At 65.4% G+C, this 18,052-nt stretch carries 17 protein-coding genes and 1 tRNA gene; 12 read left to right on the forward strand and 6 right to left on the reverse strand.

Annotated elements, in window-relative coordinates; translation table 11 throughout:
- The first annotated feature begins 159 nt into the window (after positions 1-159).
- The 7 genes from IEW22_RS01225 to IEW22_RS01255 are packed head-to-tail and all read left to right on the forward strand — an operon-like array spanning position 160 to position 6,420.
- On the forward strand, positions 160-1,017 hold the full coding sequence (locus tag IEW22_RS01225; RefSeq protein WP_188584737.1) for an ABC transporter substrate-binding protein: 858 nt from the start codon (positions 160-162) through the stop codon (positions 1,015-1,017).
- A gap of 4 nt (positions 1,018-1,021) precedes the next feature.
- A complete protein-coding gene (locus IEW22_RS01230) occupies positions 1,022-1,750 on the forward strand; it encodes an amino acid ABC transporter permease (RefSeq protein WP_188584738.1) in 729 nt (242 codons plus the stop codon).
- Positions 1,747-2,517 (forward strand): amino acid ABC transporter ATP-binding protein, encoded by a 771-nt coding sequence (locus IEW22_RS01235; protein ID WP_308421341.1) that lies wholly within the window; start codon positions 1,747-1,749, stop codon positions 2,515-2,517. Before IEW22_RS01230 ends, IEW22_RS01235 begins: the two co-directional genes overlap by 4 nt.
- A gap of 37 nt (positions 2,518-2,554) precedes the next feature.
- Positions 2,555-3,511: a C-terminal binding protein gene (locus IEW22_RS01240; RefSeq protein WP_188584739.1), complete on the forward strand. Its 957-nt coding sequence runs from the start codon at positions 2,555-2,557 to the stop codon at positions 3,509-3,511.
- Positions 3,508-4,386 (forward strand): sugar phosphate isomerase/epimerase family protein, encoded by an 879-nt coding sequence (locus tag IEW22_RS01245; RefSeq protein WP_229742061.1) that lies wholly within the window; start codon positions 3,508-3,510, stop codon positions 4,384-4,386. The genes IEW22_RS01240 and IEW22_RS01245 overlap by 4 nt, the downstream gene beginning before the upstream one ends.
- Before the next feature lie 37 nt (positions 4,387-4,423).
- Positions 4,424-5,638 (forward strand): aromatic ring-hydroxylating oxygenase subunit alpha, encoded by a 1,215-nt coding sequence (locus tag IEW22_RS01250; protein ID WP_188584741.1) that lies wholly within the window; start codon positions 4,424-4,426, stop codon positions 5,636-5,638.
- A complete protein-coding gene (locus tag IEW22_RS01255) occupies positions 5,635-6,420 on the forward strand; it encodes a class II aldolase/adducin family protein (RefSeq protein ID WP_188584742.1) in 786 nt (261 codons plus the stop codon). The genes IEW22_RS01250 and IEW22_RS01255 overlap by 4 nt, the downstream gene beginning before the upstream one ends.
- 210 nt (positions 6,421-6,630) lie before the next feature.
- On the opposite strand, the gene ilvA is transcribed toward IEW22_RS01255, so the two are convergent.
- The 4 genes from ilvA to IEW22_RS01275 form a co-directional block, all read right to left on the reverse strand.
- Positions 6,631-7,788 (reverse strand): threonine ammonia-lyase, encoded by a 1,158-nt coding sequence (gene ilvA, locus IEW22_RS01260; RefSeq protein WP_229742078.1) that lies wholly within the window; start codon positions 7,786-7,788, stop codon positions 6,631-6,633.
- A 121-nt stretch (positions 7,789-7,909) separates the two neighbouring features.
- Positions 7,910-9,142 carry a MalY/PatB family protein gene (locus IEW22_RS01265; RefSeq protein ID WP_229742062.1) on the reverse strand — a complete coding sequence of 411 codons (1,233 nt, stop codon included), beginning with the start codon at positions 9,140-9,142 and terminating at the stop codon, positions 7,910-7,912.
- A 73-nt stretch (positions 9,143-9,215) separates the two neighbouring features.
- Complete coding sequence (locus tag IEW22_RS01270; protein WP_188584744.1) at positions 9,216-10,388, reverse strand: cystathionine gamma-synthase; 1,173 nt, start codon at positions 10,386-10,388, stop codon at positions 9,216-9,218.
- Between the two features lie 109 nt (positions 10,389-10,497).
- Positions 10,498-11,901, reverse strand: a complete 1,404-nt coding sequence (locus IEW22_RS01275) for a cystathionine beta-synthase (RefSeq protein ID WP_188584745.1) — start codon at positions 11,899-11,901, stop codon at positions 10,498-10,500.
- Between the two features lie 147 nt (positions 11,902-12,048).
- On the opposite strand from IEW22_RS01275, the gene IEW22_RS01280 reads away from it, so the two are divergent.
- Together IEW22_RS01280 and IEW22_RS01285 are read left to right on the forward strand one after the other, a co-directional pair.
- The gene (locus IEW22_RS01280; protein WP_229742063.1) at positions 12,049-12,978 is read left to right on the forward strand and encodes an SGNH/GDSL hydrolase family protein; all 930 of its coding nucleotides are present in this window, start codon (positions 12,049-12,051) and stop codon (positions 12,976-12,978) included.
- Between the two features lie 97 nt (positions 12,979-13,075).
- The gene (locus IEW22_RS01285; protein WP_188584746.1) at positions 13,076-14,296 is read left to right on the forward strand and encodes an acetyl-CoA C-acetyltransferase; all 1,221 of its coding nucleotides are present in this window, start codon (positions 13,076-13,078) and stop codon (positions 14,294-14,296) included.
- 599 nt (positions 14,297-14,895) lie between these two features.
- On the opposite strand, the gene IEW22_RS01290 is transcribed toward IEW22_RS01285, so the two are convergent.
- Together IEW22_RS01290 and IEW22_RS01295 are read right to left on the reverse strand one after the other, a co-directional pair.
- Positions 14,896-15,762 (reverse strand): Bax inhibitor-1/YccA family protein, encoded by an 867-nt coding sequence (locus IEW22_RS01290; protein ID WP_188584747.1) that lies wholly within the window; start codon positions 15,760-15,762, stop codon positions 14,896-14,898.
- A gap of 152 nt (positions 15,763-15,914) precedes the next feature.
- Positions 15,915-16,793 (reverse strand): siderophore-interacting protein, encoded by an 879-nt coding sequence (locus tag IEW22_RS01295; protein ID WP_188584748.1) that lies wholly within the window; start codon positions 16,791-16,793, stop codon positions 15,915-15,917.
- 124 nt (positions 16,794-16,917) lie between these two features.
- Between IEW22_RS01295 and IEW22_RS01300 the strand changes: the two genes are divergently transcribed.
- The 3 genes from IEW22_RS01300 to IEW22_RS01310 all read left to right on the forward strand — a co-directional run bounded on the left by IEW22_RS01300 (position 16,918) and on the right by IEW22_RS01310 (position 17,911).
- Positions 16,918-16,991: transfer RNA gene (locus IEW22_RS01300), tRNA-Leu, on the forward strand.
- A gap of 248 nt (positions 16,992-17,239) precedes the next feature.
- Positions 17,240-17,521: a hypothetical protein gene (locus IEW22_RS01305; RefSeq protein WP_188584749.1), complete on the forward strand. Its 282-nt coding sequence runs from the start codon at positions 17,240-17,242 to the stop codon at positions 17,519-17,521.
- Between the two features lie 99 nt (positions 17,522-17,620).
- Positions 17,621-17,911: a hypothetical protein gene (locus IEW22_RS01310; RefSeq protein ID WP_188584750.1), complete on the forward strand. Its 291-nt coding sequence runs from the start codon at positions 17,621-17,623 to the stop codon at positions 17,909-17,911.
- Positions 17,912-18,052: the final 141 nt, after the last annotated feature.

Consider the following 18,052-nt stretch of genomic DNA (forward strand, 5'->3'; position numbering starts at 1 on the left):
ACGAAACACATTTTCACCGCAGTCCGCGTCGCCATTCAGTGCGATCAGTTGTCGTATTTTCAGTATCCCGTACGCTCACTGCAAATCTGTAGTTGAGTCCGGCTCGTCGTGATCATACGGTTCGCATCAACATCTCCGCAGCCCCTACAGGAGTTCCCCATGACATCGAAGAGTCGAATGACCCGTCTGTGCGCGGGCATCGGCACCATCGCCACCGCCGTCGTCGTCCTCAGTGCCTGTGGGTCGTCGGATTCGCAGTCCACCGCCGCCTCGGGTAGCGCACCCGCAGGCCTGATGAAGTCGGGAACACTGTCGGTGTGCACCGATCCCGAATACCCGCCGATGGAGTACCTCGACAACGGGAACACCGCCGAGCCAACCGGTTTCGACTCCGACGGTGCACGCGCACTGGGCAAGCTGTGGGGCCTGGATGTCAAATTCGTCAACGTCTCCTTCGACGGACTGATCCCCGCACTGACGGCCAAGCGCTGCGACATCACCTGGTCGGCGCTCTACATCAGCGACGAACGCGAGAGGGTGGCTGACGGAACGGCGTTCATGAAGACAGGCCCGGGTCTGCTGGTGCGCACCGGCGACACCTCGATCAAGAGCACCGCCGACCTCTCCGGCAAGACCGTCGCCGTACAGAGCGGTGGTGCCAACGAGCAGACACTCAAAGACCTGTCCGCCAAGTTCACCTCGGAGGGCAAGTCGGGCATCACAATCCAGGCCTACCCCAAGACCGCCGAGACCGTGGCGGCTGTGACCAACGGCAAGGCCGACGCACTCATCGAGACCGACGTGGCGATCGTCGACATGGTCGACAAGTCGAACGGCAAACTCGTCGCGGTACCGGGGATCTTCGACGCGCAGCTGAAGTTCGGCGTCTACACCCGTAAGGGGTCCGAGCTCACCGCCGCCACCGAGAAGGGCATCACCGAACTGGTGAACAACGGCACACTGCGCGAACTGGCGACCAAGTACGGCCTGAACCCCGACAGCATCGTCGCACCCTGACGCCATGGACTTCGACTGGAACATCTTCACCGACGCGCTGACGTCGAGTGCCTTCATGCACGGCGCACTGCTGTCGATCGCGCTGGCAGTGGCCTCGATGATCGTCGCCTCGCTGATCGGCTTCGTCGTCGCGCTGCTACGGATTTCGTCGCGTCGCGTCGCCACCGCCGTCGGTGGGGCGTACGTGTGGTTCTTTCGGGCGATCCCCACCTTGCTGGTGCTGCTCCTCATCTGGAATGCCGGTCCTCAGTTGTTCCCCGCCCTGCGCGAGAGCTGGTTCACGCCGTTCATCGCGGCATTGATCGGGTTCAGTGTGGTCGAGGGCGCCTATATGGCCGAGATCCTCCGCTCGGCACTGCTCGCCGTCGACGACGGACAGCATCTCGCGGCGCGGGCGCTGGGACTTCCGCCGCACAAGGTACTGTTCAAAGTCGTTCTGCCGCAGGCGATCAAGGTGGCCATACCGCCGAGCGGGAATGAGCTGATCGCAATGCTCAAGTACACCTCGCTGGCATCGGTCATCTCGCTGCGGGAGTTGCTGACCACGGCACAGGCGCAGGTGTCGGTCACATTCCGCTACGCGGAGTACTACACCGCGGCCCTGGTCTACTACCTGGTGATCGTCAGCGCCCTCATGATCGCCCAGCACGCGATCGAGCGGCGGTACCGATGGGTGTCCAACGGCCGCGTGTCGTCGTCGGATGCTTCTGTCCGAGTGGAGGTTCCGGCATGACCGGCACACCGGTGTTGGAGGCGGTCGGTCTGCACCGCACCTATGGTCAGACCGAAGTCCTCAAGGGTGTGGACTTCTCGGTCGACAAGGGACAGGTCAAAGCGCTGCTGGGGCCGTCCGGGTCGGGCAAGTCGACGATCCTCCGGCTGATGGCTCTGCTCGAACATCCCGACTCCGGCGACATCCTGCTCAACGGCAAACAACTCGGTGTCACCTCCACCTCCGACGGACGAAGCCGCCGGCTGCCCGAACGCAAGCTCGCCGTACAGCGTCGTGACATCGGCATGGTTTTTCAACGGTTCAACCTGTTCGCCCATCTCGACGTCCTGCACAACGTCACATTGGCGCTCACCGAGGTCTCCGGGATCCGCAAGGCGGCCGCGGTCGATCAGGCGACCGCGATGCTGGAACGGGTCGGGATGGCCGATCGTCTCCACCACTACCCGGGCGAGCTGTCCGGCGGTCAGCAACAGCGCGTGGCGATCGCCCGCGCGCTGGTGCTCAATCCCACGGTCATGCTCTTCGACGAGCCCACCTCCGCACTGGATCCCGAACTCGTCGGTGAGGTCCTCGAGGTGATGGAAGCACTCGCCGACAGCGGCATGACCATGGTGGTGGTCACCCACGAGGCGCGGTTCGCGCGTCGTGTCGCCGACGAGGTCATGCTCTTCGACTCGGGGACCATCGTCGAGGTGGCTCCGCCCGAGGAGTTCTTCGACAATCCGCAGCATGACCGCACGCGACAGTTCCTGGCGAAGTTGCACTGATGAGCCGTACTCCCCGGCTGACTCGAGCAAGGTCGTGATGAGCTCTTCTCCACTCGCCGTCTACACCGACGCTGACGACGTGGACCTGGCATACGGGACCGATGTGCTGGGCGCACACGGGTTCCGGGTGCTCAACGTCGGCAGCCGCGACCCCCGCCAGATCCTGCGGTCGGCCGCCGACGCGGACGCATTGCTGGTCGGATACGCCGAGATCGACGACGAGCTGATGGCCGCAATGCCCAACTTGCGCATCATCTCCCTGCTGTCGAGTGGTCACGACCAGGTGGACGTCGCGGCAGCCACCCGACGCGGAATCTGGGTGAGCACGGTCGGGCACCCCGCCGTCGACGAGGTGGCCACCCACGCGTGGATGCTCGCCCTGGCCTGTACCCGCCGACTCGGATTCTTCATCGACAAGGCGAACCCGCGTGACTGGGATGCCCGCCCACAGCCGGCACCGCGGCGGCTGGCCGACCTCACCGTGGGGATCGTGGGAATGGGGGCGATCGGGTCGCGGGTCGCAACACTCGCCGCACCCGGGGTGCGCCGGGTCGTCGGCACCGACTCGGCCGGCCTCGATGAGGTTCTGCGCGCCGCCGACATCCTCATCGTCTGTCTGCCGCTGACACCGCAGACGCGCGGGATCATCGACGATCGCGCATTGTCACTGCTACCGACGGGTTCCCATCTGATCAACGTGTCACGCGGAACCGTCGTCGACACCGACGCCGTGGTCACCGCACTCGAGTCAGGCCGGCTCGCCGGCGCGGGACTCGACGTCTTCGACACCGAACCACTGCCCGCCGATCATCCGTTGACCGCCAACCCTGCGGTGATCACCACACCGCATGTCGCCTACCTCTCCGACGCCAGTGAAGCCGAATACGTGCGGCGTCAGGCTGACGCGGTGGTGTCACTCTGGCGCGACGGCACACCGCTGCGCGCGATCAACGACCTCACCGAGCCGGTGTCCACCTCGAAAGGCATCTCATGACTCTGTACTGCTATCAATCGATGTGGGCGATGGAGGACCTCCCCCGCCACGGTCCCGAATGGTCACTGGACGAGAAGGTGTCGCGCATCGCCGATGCCGGCTACGACGGCCTGGCGGTCGATCTCGGTGCACGCAAACGCCCCGCGGCCGACGCACTGGCACCGCTGGTCGGCGCCCACGGATTGCGTTCGGCGGTGCTGGTCTTCGCCGGCAGCGACGCCGACATCGCCGATGCCATCGGCTACTGCCGCACCATCGGCGCCGACTGGATGATCTGCTGCGCCAAGCTCTTCGACTTCGACGTCGCGGCCATGTCGGCCACCGTGCAACGCTGGCACCGGATGTGCGCCGACGCGGGGATCACCTTCGAACTCGAGACCCATCGCAACACACTCACCGGCGACATCCGCTTCACCCAGATGCTCCTCGGCGCACTCGATCCCGAGATTCGACTCGCAGCCGACCTCTCCCACTATGTGTGTGCCCACGAGATCCCCGATCCGCCCGACAACTCCTACGAGGAGCTGATCGCCAGCATTCTCGAGCGGGCGGGATCGGTCCAGGGGCGCATCGCCACCCGGGCCCAGGTCCAGGTGCCGCTCGACAATCCGATGGGCGCGATCTGGATCGACACGTTCCGCCGTTGGTGGGCACAGGGTTTCGAGGCGATCCTCACCCATGATCGGTCTGCGCCGCTGCGATTTCTCACCGAGTTGGGCACCACGCCCTACGCCATCACCGACCATGACGGGCAGCAGATCAGCGATCGCTGGTCGGAATCGCTGACGCTGATGGCGTGGGCCCGTGAGATCGCCGCAGATGTCCAGGCGCATTCCCGCCCGGATCGCACCTCCACCGGCTCGACCGTCGCATGAACACCCTCCCCTCCGAATCCCAGTGAGACACAACGCCATGAGTACGCATCCGACCGCCGACGACGAACTCGTCGAATACCACACCACCTCCACCGGCAACCGCATCGCACAGGGGCCGCTCACCTCCGACACCTCCCAGGAGGCGTTGATACCCGCACGGGCCTACATCAGTCCCGAGGCGTACTCCGCCGAGCAGGAGTCCATCTTCGCGGCCGGCTGGGTGTGGGCGGGCTATGCACACTGGGTTCCCGATCCGGGAATGGTCCATCCGGTGACCATCGCCGGGCGCCCCGTCCTGATCGTCCGCGGTGACGACGGACAGATCAGGGTCTTCCACAACTCCTGCCGGCACCGCGGAATGGCATTGACCGAGGAGCCGGTACAGGTGACCCGGCGCATCCAGTGCGCCTACCACTGCTGGTCGTACAATCTCGACGGAAGTCTCGCGATGACACCGTATTTCACGCGGGAGCGCAAGGGCCGCACAGGTCCCGACGATCGCGACGCGCTCTCACTGCTGCCGGTCGCCTCCGCGGTCTGGGCCGGCATGGTCTTCGTCAACCTCGCGGCACCGGTCGATGATGACGCCACCGCGCAGTTCGCCGAGTTCATCGCCCCACTCACCGAACGCTGGTCGCATATCGACTTCGACCGCATCCACCTCGCCGCCGAACGCGAATTCGACATCGGCGCGAACTGGAAACTGGTGGTGGAGAACTTCCTGGACTTCTATCACCTCCCGTTCATCCATCCCCAGGTGGGGCCGGTCACCGCCTCGCTCGACGTCGACGACGAAGTCCTCGCACCCCATATCATCGGCGGCCGTTACCCGCATGGCGCCGCGGGCAAGGCCGCCAAGACCGACGATGCGCTCCCCGATCTCGGCCAGGTCGCCGCCGAACTCCGAGAGAGCCAGGACATTTTCTGTCTGTTCCCCAATGCCCTGCTGTTCCTGGAATCGGACTGGTTCCAGGTGATCGCCTTCGACGCTGCCGGGCCCGAGCGCACCATCGAGCACATGGCGGTGTTCGTCGATCGCGCCGCCGGCGGCGAGGATCATGCGGTCAACCGAAAGGCACTCACAGACGTGCTCTTCGGGGTCAACGAGCAGGATCTGCCCATCCTGTACAAGATGCAGGCGGGACGGCATTCACCCGCCTCGGACCAGACCAGTCTGGTGACGCATTGGGATCAGGTGACCGCGATGTTCCAGCAGCGCGTCGCGCAGCGAGTGGGTTACGGTCGGGCATGAGCATCGAACAGCACGCCCGCATCGAACATCGGGACCCGAACGTCACCGAGGAGCAATTGCGTATCGAGCTCGCCGCCGTGTACCGGCTGGTCGCGCTTCACCGCATGACCGATCTCGTCTTCACCCACATCTCGGTGCGACTGCCCGGCGACGACGACCATTTCCTCATCAACCCCTACGGCCTGTTCTTCGACGAGATCACCGCATCGAACCTTGTGCGAATCGATCTGGACGGCAACATCATCGGAGACTCCCGGTACCCGGTGAATCCGGCGGGTTTCGTGATCCACAGCGCCATCCACGCCGCACGAGAAGATGCCAAGTGTGTACTGCACACCCACACACTGGCCGGATGTGCCGTGGCTGCAACACGATCGGGGTTGCTGCCGGTGAACCAGATGTCGATGGAGTTCTACAACCGCGTCGGTTATCACGACTACGAAGGTCAGGCCCTCAACCTCGACGAACGTGAGCGTCTCGTCGCCGACCTCGGCGATCACGACAGCCTGATCCTGCGCAACCACGGTCTGCTGACGGTCGGGCAGACGCCCGCACGCGCGTTCCTGCGGATGTACTACCTGAACAAGTCCTGCGAGATCCAGGTCAACGCGGCACGGATGGGTGAACTGGTGCTGCCCTCGGCGGACATCTGCGAGCACACCGCCGAGCAACTCAACGGAACCGCGCAGTCCGACGACTTCACCGACGATCTCGGCTTCGACCTCGCGTGGTCGGCGATGCTGCGTCAGCTCGATCGCGTGAGTCCGGACTATCGCGACTGAGACCGTGGTCGCACACGCCAACCTCACAGCGTCGGCACGCCGGTAGGACCGCGGTTTTCCTGGCCGATCCCACCGATGCACACCAGATCGACCTGGTGGTCGAGCGGGCGACCGAGCGGCTCGGCCCGGTGACGATGATCGTCGACCCTGCCGGGGCGTCGTATCGCCGCCCTCACACGAACGCCGCCTGAACCCCAGCAGCGGTCGAGGTCACTCGTGTGCGGGGTCCAGATAGCCCGCCTCGGCCAGCGCGGCCCGTACCGTCTGCTGATGATCGGGGCCGCGGGTCTCCACCGACACGGTCACCTGCACATCGCCGAGGCGCAGCTCGCCGGCGACCCGCGAGTGGATCACGTCGACGACGCTGGCCCCCACATCGCGCAGCAGGGCGAGCAGATCTGCCAGACCGCCCGGTCGATCGGGCACCGTCACCGATACCGTGAGATACCTTCCCGCCGCGCGTAATCCATGCGTTGCCACATGGGTGAGCAGCAGCGGGTCGATGTTCCCACCGGACAGCACGGCGGACACGTCACCCCGCAGGTCGAGGTCACCGCGTGCCATCAATGCGGCGACCGCCGTCGCACCGGCGGGTTCGACCACCAGTTTCGCTCGTTCGAGAACGAGCAGCAGTGCCCGGCTGATCTCGTCCTCGGATACCGTGACAACCTCGTCGACGAGTTCGGACACGTACCGGTAGGGCACCGCACCGGGCATCGCCACCGCGATCCCGTCGGCCATCGTCGACATCGATTCGGCGCGCACCGGGCGACCTGCCTGCAGCGATATCGGCCACGCAGCGGCGTCGGCGGCCTGTACACCGATGATCCTCACCTCGGGACGCTGACTCTTGATCGCGGCGGCGATCCCTGCGAGCAGCCCACCCCCGCCCAGTGGTACGAGAACCGTTCCCACATCGGGCATCTGTGCCATGATCTCCACGCCCACTGTGGCCTGACCGGTGACGATGTCCTCGTGATCGAACGGGTGGATCAGCGTGGCACCGGTCTCGTCGGCGTATGCCTGCGCTGCGAGCAGACTCTCGTCGATGATCGTGCCGTCGAGTACCACCTCGGCGCCGTAGGCACGAGTCGCCGAGATCTTGGGCAGCGACGCGCCGATGGGCATGTACACCCGCGACCGGATCCCCAACGTGGTCGCCGACCATGCCACACCCTGCGCGTGATTGCCTGCACTCGCGGCGACCACCCCGCGATCACGCTGCTCCTGCGTGAGCCCCTGAATGCGCATGTAGGCACCGCGCGGCTTGAACGAGCCTGTGCGCTGCAGATTCTCGCACTTGAGCCACACCTCGTGACCGCACGCCTCACTGAGTGCACGGGAGGCGACGATCGGTGTCCGGCGCATCACCGGGGCGAGCACGTCGACGGCGTGGGCGATGTCAGCTGAGGTGATCACCGTCGTAGCTCATCACGACTGCCCGGCGCATGCGAGTCGGTACCGCCATCTCACCTGTTGTGGCGTGTACCTATCTGTTGTCCAGTGCCCGTCTGTTGTCCAGTGCCCGCCCCATCGCCGCGATGGTCTGCTCCATGATCGGCCGCGGTGTCGCGAAGTTGTAGCGCACGAACCCGCGACCGGCCTCTCCACACCGGGCACCGTCGATGAGCGCCACATCCGCGTGGTCGTAGAAGAAGTCGGCCGGTGAGGGTCCCAGGCCGAGGTCGCGGCAGTCGAGCCACGCCAGATAGGTCCCTTCCGGTGGAACATAGCGCACACCGGGAAGATGCTGCGATATCAAGTCGCCCAACATCTTTCGGCTACCGTCGAGGTAGTCGAGCACGTCGGAGAGCCACTGAGCGCCATGACGGTAGGCTGCCGTCGCTGCGACGACCCCGAGGTTCGCCGCACCATGCTCCGTCGGCACACCGGCGGCCTGCGACCAGATCTGCGCGTCGGCGGGATTGCTGACGACGATCTGGGCGCACTTGAGGCCCGGCGTGTTCCACGCCTTGGATGCCGACGCCGCAGTGATCGTATGACCTGCGGTGACCTCATTCAGTGAGGCATAGGGGATGTGAGCGCTGCCCGGATACACCAGTGGGGCGTGGATCTCGTCGGCGAAGACCCGCGCCCCGCACCGGTCCACCACCTCGGCGATGGCCAGCAACTCCTGACGTGCCAGCACGCGGCCCACCGGGTTGTGCGGATTACACAGCACGAGTAGCTGCCCGGGAACGGCGAGCGCTCGTTCGAGTGCCTCGAGATCATAGGAATACCTGCCGCCCTCGTCGACCAGCGGTACCTCGATCACGTCGCGGGCGCACTGCCCCGGCACGGTGAGGAACGGCATGTACGCCGGCGTCGGAACCACCACAGCACTTCCCGGTGTGCTGTAGTACTCGATCGCCGTTGTCAGGCCGGCGATCACGTCGGCAGCAGGATGCACATCTGCCGGATCGGGCTGCCATCCGTAGCGCTCCCGGGCGAAGTCGGCGAAGGCTGCGCTCATCTCCCCCGACATAGCCGCGGGGAGATATCCGAACGCCTGCGCCTCGACCGCACCGTGCAGCGCGTCGAGAATCGGCTGTGCCACTGGGAAATCCATCTCGGCGACGAATGCGCCAATCCGGTCGGGGTACATCGACCACTTCATCGCGCCCTTGGCGCGCAGCTGCGCGACGGTCAGTTCATCCCACTGCGCGAACAGCTCGCTGCGCGTGCCGGCAGCCTCTCGCGCATCGATGTCATCGGTGCCCACGACACTCCTTCGGATCGTCGGAGGTATCCCCAGTCGTATGGCCGGCCTCTCGATCAGCCGGCCAGACCCGGCTTCAGCTCAGCGCGTTGTCCAGATCGCCGATGAGGTCGGCGGCATCCTCGATGCCGACCGACAGCCGCACGAGATTGTCGGGAACCTCGAGCAGCGATCCGGCGGTGGAGGCGTGTGTCATCGCGCCGGGGTGTTCGATCAGCGACTCCACCCCACCGAGCGACTCGGCGAGGGTGAACACCTCGGTGCGAGCGCAGAACTCAAGAGCGGCATCACGTCCACCGGCGACCAGCACCGACACCATGCCGCCGAACCGACGCATCTGCCTGGCAGCGACGTCATGGTTGGGGTGAGTCGACAGACCGGGATAGAGCACCGCGTCGATCTTGGGGTGATCGGAGAGGAAGTCGACGATCTTCTCCGCGTTGTCACAGTGCCGGTCCATACGGACGTTGAGCGTCTTCATCCCGCGGGTGGTGAGGTAGACGTCGAACGGTCCGGGAACCGCGCCGGCACCGTTCTGCAGGAACGCCACATCGGCGTCGATCTCCTCGCTGTCGGTGACTATCGCACCACCGACCACGTCAGAATGGCCACCGAGGTATTTGGTGGTCGAATGCACCACCACATCAGCACCCAGCGAGATCGGCTGCTGCAGGTCTGGAGAGGCGAAGGTGTTGTCCACCACCAACTTTGCGCCGATTCCGTGGGCGACATCGGCAAGTGCCGCGATGTCGCCGACGTTGAGCAGCGGGTTGGTGGGCGTCTCGGTCCAGATCAGCTTGGTCGTGGTGGTGAGCGCGTCGCGCACCGCGTCGACATCACTGACCGGTGCCACCGAGTAGTCGATCCCCCACTGCCGGAACACCTTGTCGATGAGACGGAAGGTGCCGCCGTAGGCGTCGTTGGGGATCACGATGTGGTCGCCCGGGCGCAGCAGCGCACGCAACACCGCATCGGTGGTGGCCATCCCGGAAGCGAAACCACGACCGTAGGCACCGCCCTCGAGTGAGGCGATCGCCGATTCCAGTGCGCGCCGCGTCGGATTTCCCGTCCGCGCGTATTCGAAGCCGTCACGCATCCCGCCCACGCCGTCCTGAGCGAAGGTGGAACTGGCGTAGATCGGCACGTTCACCGCTCCGGTTGCCGGATCCGGTTCATATCCGGCATGCACTGCCTTGGTCGAAAATCCCTGCCAGCGACCGAAATCAGCCGCACTGCGCTTCTCACTCATGTTCGCTCAGGCCCCTATGCCGTTTGGGTGTTGATGCCATTGGTGTTCATGCAGTTGGTGCTCGTTGCGTCGTCGTGACGACGATCAGTGATGTCGGGATCGGTGGATCTCAGGCCGACGCACTGGTCGGGTTCCCGCTGACGAACGCGAGCAGGTCGTGGCGGGTGATCACGCCGATGGGTTTGCCGTCTTCGACCACCATCAGCGCGTCGGTGTCGCCGAGTGCCTTCGTCGCCGCCGACACCGGCTCGCTCGAACCGATCAGCGGGAAGGGATCGCTCATATGCGCCGACACCGGATCGGCCAGGCTCGCACGCCCCTCGAACACAGCCGAGAGCAGATCGCGTTCGGTGACCGCACCGGCGACCTCGCCGGCCATCACCGGCGGTTCTGCACCGACGACCGGCATCTGGGACACCTCGTATTCGCGCAGGATCTCGATCGCGTCGCGCAGGGTCTCCTGCGGATGAGTGTGCACCAGATCGGGCAGTGAACCGTCCTTGCTGCGCAAGACGTCGCCGACGAGGGGTTCGGACTTCTCGCGACCGTCGAGTGGCTGACGCAAGAAGCCGTAGGAGCTCATCCAGCTGTCGTTGAAGATCTTGCCCATGTAGCCGCGTCCGCCGTCGGGCAGCAGCACCACCACGATCGCATCGGGTCCCTCACGCTCGGCCACCTGCAGCGCGGCGACCACCGCCATCCCGCACGACCCGCCCACCAGCAGCCCCTCTTCGCGGGCGAGGCGACGGGTCATCTCGAAGGAGTCCGCGTCGGACACGGCGATGATCTCATCGGGAATCGAGGGGTCGTAGGCCTGCGGCCAGAAGTCCTCACCCACACCCTCGACCAGATAGGGCCGCCCGGTGCCGCCGGAGTACACCGACCCTTCGGGATCGACTCCGACCACCTTCACCGCACCGCCCGAGACCTCCTTGAGGTAACGCCCGGTGCCGGTGATGGTGCCGCCGGTGCCCACGCCGGCGACGAAGTGGGTCACCTTGCCGTCGGTGTCGCGCCAGATCTCGGGGCCGGTTGTCTCGTAGTGGCTCTCCGGTCCGGCCGGGTTGGAGTACTGGTTCGGCTTCCACGCGCCGTCGATCTCGTCGACCAGCCGGTCGGAGACGCTGTAGTAACTGTCGGGATGTTCCGGCGGTACGGCTGTCGGGCAGACCACGACCTCGGCGCCGTAAGCACGCAGCACGTTGCGCTTGTCCTCGCCGACCTTGTCGGGGCAGACGAACACGCATTTGTATCCCCGCTGCTGTGCTACCAGCGCGAGGCCCACCCCGGTGTTGCCCGATGTCGGCTCGACGATGGTGCCGCCCGGCTTGAGTGCACCGGATTGTTCGGCGGCGTCGACCATCTTGACGGCGATTCTGTCCTTGGAGCTGCCACCGGGATTGAGGTACTCGACCTTCGCGGCCACCAGTCCAGAATCCGGTGGGACGACCGAGTTCAGTTTCACCAGCGGCGTGTTACCCACGAGATCCACGACGTGTTCGGCGATGCGCATACGTCCATCGTCCCAGATCTCGATTTCCGCGCGCCAGGTACGGCCCTCCGGTTCGATCCCGGGGCGCGAGCCCGCCGGTTCGATCCCTGGCGCGAGCCCGCCGATTCGATCCGAGTCGCGAGCCCGCCGGTTCGATACTGTGGAGTAGTGCTTGGCTCCTCGCGCCGACTGGCAACCACCGCCGCCGCGGCAACCGCGGCCGCAGCGGGCACCGCAGGAGCGGGGTGGGGTGCATACGCGCTGCTGACCGGTCAGGCACGCCAGGCACGCACGGTGATCCCCCACCGCACCGACAACGCACCCGATGGCGACGGCGTCTATGCCGCCGACGGCCTCGGTCCCGCTCGCCCGACACACTCCGATCCCGCCGACATCCATCTGATGATCTTCGGCGACTCCACCGCGGCCGGTCTGGGTGCGGAGGTCGCCGACGAGACACCAGGGGTGGTTCTGGCCCGGATGCTCGCCGAGGCGACCGGGAAGCGGGTGCAGATGAGCAACAAAGCCATCGTGGGCGCCACCTCGCGCGGACTGGCCAGTCAGGTCGATGCCACGCTGATCACCGGTCGAACCCCCGACGTCGCGGTGATCCTCATCGGCGCGAACGACGTCACCGACGTCCACCGGATCGGCCCGTCGGCGCGACTCCTCGGCGAGGCCGTGCGCCGTCTGGTCGACGCCGGCAGTTCGGTGGTGGTGGGTACCTGCCCGGATCTGGGCGTCATCAGCGCGGTGCCTCAACCGCTGCGTTATGTCATCCGCCGATACGGCCTACGCCTGGCGACCGCGCAGTCACATGCGGTGCGGCGCAACGGCGGTCGGCCGGTCCCGCTGGCCGACCTGCTCGCCGACGAGTTCTACCGCCGACCCGAGGCACTGCTGTCTCCCGACAATTTCCATCCGTCCGCCGACGGCTACCGACTGGCTGCCGAGACCCTGCTGCCCGAGGTCCTCGCATCAATCGGCGAATGGCATGACGGAGAACTGCCGCGTCCGCCGGTCACGTCGGAGTTCCTCCACGACGGCGGCTCGGCGCGGCGAGCGCGCGAACAGTTCTCGCGCGCACCCCATCAGTGAGCACCGCGCGAACCCCAGCGATCGAGCTGAATGTGTCATCCGTCCCGTGACGGGGGAACCATCCCCAGTTCAGAGCTCACAAAGTAACGTGATTCGCATGACTGAAGCAGTGATCGTGTCCACCGCCCGCTCTCCGATCGGCCGCGCCGCGAAGGGCTCCCTCAAGACCATCCGTCCCGATGACCTGACCGTGCAGATGGTCGCCACCGCACTGGCCAAGGTGCCCGAGCTGGACCCCAAGGACATCGACGACCTGATGCTGGGCTGCGGCCTGCCCGGCGGCATGCAGGGCAACAACCTCGCGCGCATCGTGGCTGTGCTCTTGGGATACGACCACGTTCCTGGTACCACCATCACGCGCTACTGCTCGTCGTCGCTGCAGACCACCCGGATGGCACTGCACGCGATCAAGGCCGGTGAGGGCGATGTGTTCATCTCCGCCGGCGTGGAGAGCGTCTCCAGCTATGCCTACGGCAGCTCGGATTCGCTTCCCGAGAGCCATAATCCGCTGTTCGCCGACGCCGAAGCCCGCACCGCATACGCGGCCGAACACGGTGCCGACAGCTGGCACGACCCGCGTGAGGACGGTCTGCTCCCCGACGCCTACATCGCGATGGGACAGACAGCCGAGAACGTGGCACTGATGACCGGGATCACCCGCGAGGAGCAGGACCACTGGGGTGTGCGCAGCCAGAACCGCGCCGAGGAGGCCATCAAGAACGGCTTCTTCGAGCGCGAGATCGATCCGGTGACCCTCCCCGACGGCACCGTGGTGACCGCCGATGACGGCCCGCGCCCGGGCACCACCTACGACGCGGTGAGCAAGCTCAAGCCGGTGTTCCGCCCCAACGGAACGGTGACCGCCGGCAACGCGTGTCCGCTCAACGACGGCGCTGCCGCACTGGTGATCATGAGCGATACCAAGGCCAAGGAACTGGGTCTCACCCCGCTCGCCCGCATCGTGTCGACCGGTGTCACCGGGACCTCGCCGGAGATCATGGGCCTGGGCCCGATCGAGGCGACCCGTCGCGCGCTGTCGCACGCCAACATGTCGATCTCCGACATCGATCTCTTCGAGATCAACGAGGCGTTCGCGGTTCAGGTTATCGGGTCGGCACGCGAGCTGGGCATCGACCACGACAAGCTCAACGTCTCCGGTGGCGCGATCGCCGTGGGCCACCCGTTCGGTATGACCGGTGCGCGCATCACCACCACCTTGCTGAACAACCTCACCACCTACGACAAGACCTTCGGCGTCGAGACGATGTGCGTCGGCGGCGGCATGGGTATGGCGATGGTGCTCGAGCGCCTGAGCTGACCCAGGTTCAGCGCAGCACTCCACATACGACCGGCGTGCACCCTCGGGGTGCACGCCGGTCGTATGTTGGTCGATACCGCAACTGCCCGTTGCTGAACTGGTTGCGCGGGTGTCGTGCCCCCGTGAACTAGTCGCGCGGCTGATGAACTGGTTGCGCCGAATCGCACGCATCCATTTCTCGCCCGCGCATCCATTGCAATGGCTGCATAGAGCAGAACTGGTTGCGCGTGTGGTGGCACCCGACCACACGTCTGACAGGCGTCACACGAACTGGTTGCGCGAGTCCGCAGGTGACCATCGGCGTGGTAATGCGCCACCGGCGCGCGGTCTCGCACGCAACCAGTTCTGTCTCGACCAGTTCTGTCTCAACGCAACCACTTCTGTACCGCGCAACCATTGCAATGGGTGCATGAAGCAGAACTGGTTGCGCCCGCACCCACGCAACCAATTCCCACGCCGCGCCGGCACCGACGCAACCAGTTCCCGCGACCCGGCGACGCCGCGCCCCATCCGCGCACCCAGTTCCCACGCCCACACTGCCGCCGAATACACGCAGCCCCGCACCCGTGGAGGGTGCGGGGCTGCGTGCCCTGCGGAGGTCAGTTGTTGCTGTTGAAGTACGACAGCAGACGAAGGATCTCGACGTAGAGCCAGACCAGTGTCACCGTCAGACCCAGCGCGACACCCCAGCCTGCGCGTGCGGGTGCACCCGCACGGATCAGCCGGTCAGCGGCGTCGAAGTCGACGAGGAAGCTGAATGCCGCGAGTCCGATGCAGACGAGCGAGAAGATGATGCCCAGGGCACCGCCCTCGCGAAGGCCCAGTCCCGCACCGCCGTTGAACAGTCCGACAACCAGGTTGCCGAGCATCAGCACCAACACACCGAACATGCCGGCGATCAGCATGCGGGTGAAGCGCGGGGTGACCCGGATGGCACCGGTCTTGTACACGATCAGCATGCCGAAGAAGACGCCGAAGGTGCCGAGAACGGCTTGGCCGATGAGCGCTCCGGCGGAGACACCGCTGACCATGAAGTTCGCGAACACGAACGAGATCGACCCGATGAACAGGCCCTCGAACACGGCGTAGGCCAGCACGATGGCCGGGTTGTCCTGCTTACGTCCGAAGCTGGCCACCATCACCAGCACGAAGCCGACGAGTGCGCCGACGAGCATCAGCGGCGTTGCCAGCGCAACGTTCTGATGGCAGAGGAAATAGGCGACGATCGCCGAGATCGTGAGCACGCCGAGCGTGGTCGCGGTCTTGGTCACCACATCGTCGACGGTGAGCTGCCGGGTGACGGCGGTCGGCGGCGGCGCATAGGGCTGGTTGACCTGCTGGCCGTTCGGGCCCCACATGGCCCCCTGACCAGCGCCGGCCACTCCTTGACCGAATCCGGCGTAACCACCGGATGGCTGGTTGTCCCGCACCACTCCGCGCATTACGGGGTTGCTGCTGTCTCGCACCGTGGTCCCTTCAGGTCGTAAAAGCCGCTTCTGCGGCCAATCTAACTGCTCAACGGCCGAGCAGCGTGTCCAGTTCCTGATTTTACCGATTCTTTTATGTTTGGCGCGACAACCCGTCCGATTCGGTCAGATCCCCTGGTCACGCGGCCCCGTCATGATCGGTCCCCGTCATGATCTATCCCGTCGGCATCGTCGCCGTCCGCCTCGTGATGGTCGAGGTTCACCGTCCCCGCCCGCCAGTAGCCGTCGACCTTCACTCTCTCCTTGGACAGTCCGAGCTCACGTCGCAGATACCGCCGGATCGGCTTGAGCGTGTTGGCTTCGCCAGCGATCCACGTGAAGAACGGCCCGTCGGGGAACTCGTATGCGCGGATCGCCTGTTCGAGTACGTCACTATGGCCGGGCTCTGCCTCACCCCTGTGCACGTACTGCACTGACACTCGGTCGCGCGTAGGGAGGTCGATCTCGTCGTCGGGGCCACCGACCTCGACGAATGCCACCACACCGCAATCCTTCGGCAATTCGTCGAGCCATCGGGCGAGTACCGGCAGAGCGGTCTCATCGGCGCCGAGCAGGTACCAGTCGTAGCCGGTCGGATAGATGTGCGAACCGCGCGGTCCGAGCACACCGAGCCGATCTCCGGGGGCTGCGGTGGCCGCCCACGATCCGCCGACACCGTGCTCGTGCACCACAAAGTCGATCGTCAACCGTGCACGCGCGGCGTCGAACGACCGCACCGTGTAGTCGCGGAAGATCGGTCGCGGACCGTCCTCCGGGAGCACGATCCCGTCCGGACCGAGGTCGGGCATCACGATCTCGCCGGTGCCGGGCTGCGGGAAGAACAACTTCACATGCTCATCCGGCGACATCCACACATAGTGGAAGTCCTCCGGGTCGGTGATGTCGAAGATCACTCGTCGCAACCGCGGTGCGAGCAACTCGGTCGCGACCACCTCGAGCGTTCGCGGGCGTAGCCCGTGCATCGTCAGGGAGACGTCGAAGGGATGCGGCTCGAGGGAAGCGGTACTCATGAGGCGACCCTAACGCGGCGGCCGGAGTTCGCCCACGCCGTCGCCCAGCTCGCCGTCACCCACCGACCGTCGATAGGCACCACACCGCTGCGCCCACCGGCCGACCTGCCATGCTGTATCGCGCGCCCCCATAGCCCAATTGGCAGAGGCAGCGGACTTAAAATCCGCGTGTTCCGGGTTCGAATCCCGGTGGGGGCACCCATAAACCGCAGGTGAACGTGGTTTTAGATGCTCTTGGGTTGCCATGCGAGACGCTTTGCATGACAACCGCTAGTAACTGAGGTGTCCCCTCAGTGGTTTTCAAGGTCATTCCAACAGTGCCGAACCGTTGGAAGGACACCCCTCGTGACCCACCGCCATTACGCGGCTGTGATTGTCTTCGCAGCCCTCGTCTACCTCGTCCCGCTGCTCGCCTTGCGCGTCTGCCTTGCTCTCGGTTGGTACGCATGACACTCCACGTCGCCCACTTCGGGCACTCCACCAACCAACGCGAGTTCACCCACCACCTCATCGACATCTGCCACCGTTACGACAGCTTCGGTGGCACCGAGTTCCACCAGACGGTCACCCCAGCCGACGACGGTCACACGGTCACCGTGCACACGGTTCACGCCTCTGGTGAGGCGCACAGCCTGGTCTATGACCTGTCCGACTGCCTTACTCAAACCGAGGTTCACAAGGTTGCAGAGCGGGCGTTCGATGACACCTACGGGGAGGTCACCGCGTGAGCGCCATCGGCCCCAACAAGTGGGTGCAGGGCTACCAGTCCGCCACCGACACCCTGGACCGTCTACCTGGTCCTCTCGTCGTCAATGCGGCGGTGCGGCGTGACCCTGACACCGATCCTCGTGGAAGGCCCCGAAAGCGACGGATACGCCTTCCACCACTGGATGCAAGCAGTTATCCCTGGACCCGACTTTGACCTCGAAGTCCTCGTAGTCACAGCGGTCCATCCCATCACCGGCGACATAGACGGACCCGTCGTCATCGTCAACCACGTCAACGTCCGCGCGGACGCAGACGAAATCCGAGACCGACAGCAACTCGACAACCTCATCAACACACTCAACGACGCCCGCACCACGTGGAGCGCCCTCACAGAAAGCCCAAACGCATGAGCATGCTTCCCGTACGTATTTTCCCGCCCGACCCTGCGAGGAATGATCAAGACCTGTGGATCTGGGAGGGCGTGCCTTCCCGCAAATATGATCCCGGTAGTCACTTGATCAAGTCAGCGTTGCAGCGCTGGCGGAAAGGCA

Source organism: Gordonia jinhuaensis, from assembly GCF_014639795.1.
Lineage (GTDB): Bacteria > Actinomycetota > Actinomycetes > Mycobacteriales > Mycobacteriaceae > Gordonia_B > Gordonia_B jinhuaensis.

Excerpts from the sequence above, each read along its gene's own strand:
- IEW22_RS01225 (WP_188584737.1), top strand. The coding sequence starts at position 160 with ATGACATCGAAGAGTCGAATGACCCGTCTGTGCGCGGGCATCGGCACC.
- IEW22_RS01230 (WP_188584738.1), top strand. The coding sequence starts at position 1,022 with ATGGACTTCGACTGGAACATCTTCACCGACGCGCTGACGTCGAGTGCC.
- IEW22_RS01235 (WP_308421341.1), top strand. The coding sequence starts at position 1,747 with ATGACCGGCACACCGGTGTTGGAGGCGGTCGGTCTGCACCGCACCTAT.
- IEW22_RS01240 (WP_188584739.1), top strand. The coding sequence starts at position 2,555 with ATGAGCTCTTCTCCACTCGCCGTCTACACCGACGCTGACGACGTGGAC.
- IEW22_RS01245 (WP_229742061.1), top strand. The coding sequence starts at position 3,508 with ATGACTCTGTACTGCTATCAATCGATGTGGGCGATGGAGGACCTCCCC.
- IEW22_RS01250 (WP_188584741.1), top strand. The coding sequence starts at position 4,424 with ATGAGTACGCATCCGACCGCCGACGACGAACTCGTCGAATACCACACC.
- IEW22_RS01255 (WP_188584742.1), top strand. The coding sequence starts at position 5,635 with ATGAGCATCGAACAGCACGCCCGCATCGAACATCGGGACCCGAACGTC.
- ilvA (WP_229742078.1), bottom strand. The coding sequence starts at position 7,788 with ATGCGCCGGACACCGATCGTCGCCTCCCGTGCACTCAGTGAGGCGTGC.
- IEW22_RS01270 (WP_188584744.1), bottom strand. The coding sequence starts at position 10,388 with ATGAGTGAGAAGCGCAGTGCGGCTGATTTCGGTCGCTGGCAGGGATTT.
- IEW22_RS01275 (WP_188584745.1), bottom strand. The coding sequence starts at position 11,901 with ATGCGCATCGCCGAACACGTCGTGGATCTCGTGGGTAACACGCCGCTG.
- IEW22_RS01285 (WP_188584746.1), top strand. The coding sequence starts at position 13,076 with ATGACTGAAGCAGTGATCGTGTCCACCGCCCGCTCTCCGATCGGCCGC.
- IEW22_RS01295 (WP_188584748.1), bottom strand. The coding sequence starts at position 16,793 with ATGAGTACCGCTTCCCTCGAGCCGCATCCCTTCGACGTCTCCCTGACG.
- IEW22_RS01305 (WP_188584749.1), top strand. The coding sequence starts at position 17,240 with ATGACACTCCACGTCGCCCACTTCGGGCACTCCACCAACCAACGCGAG.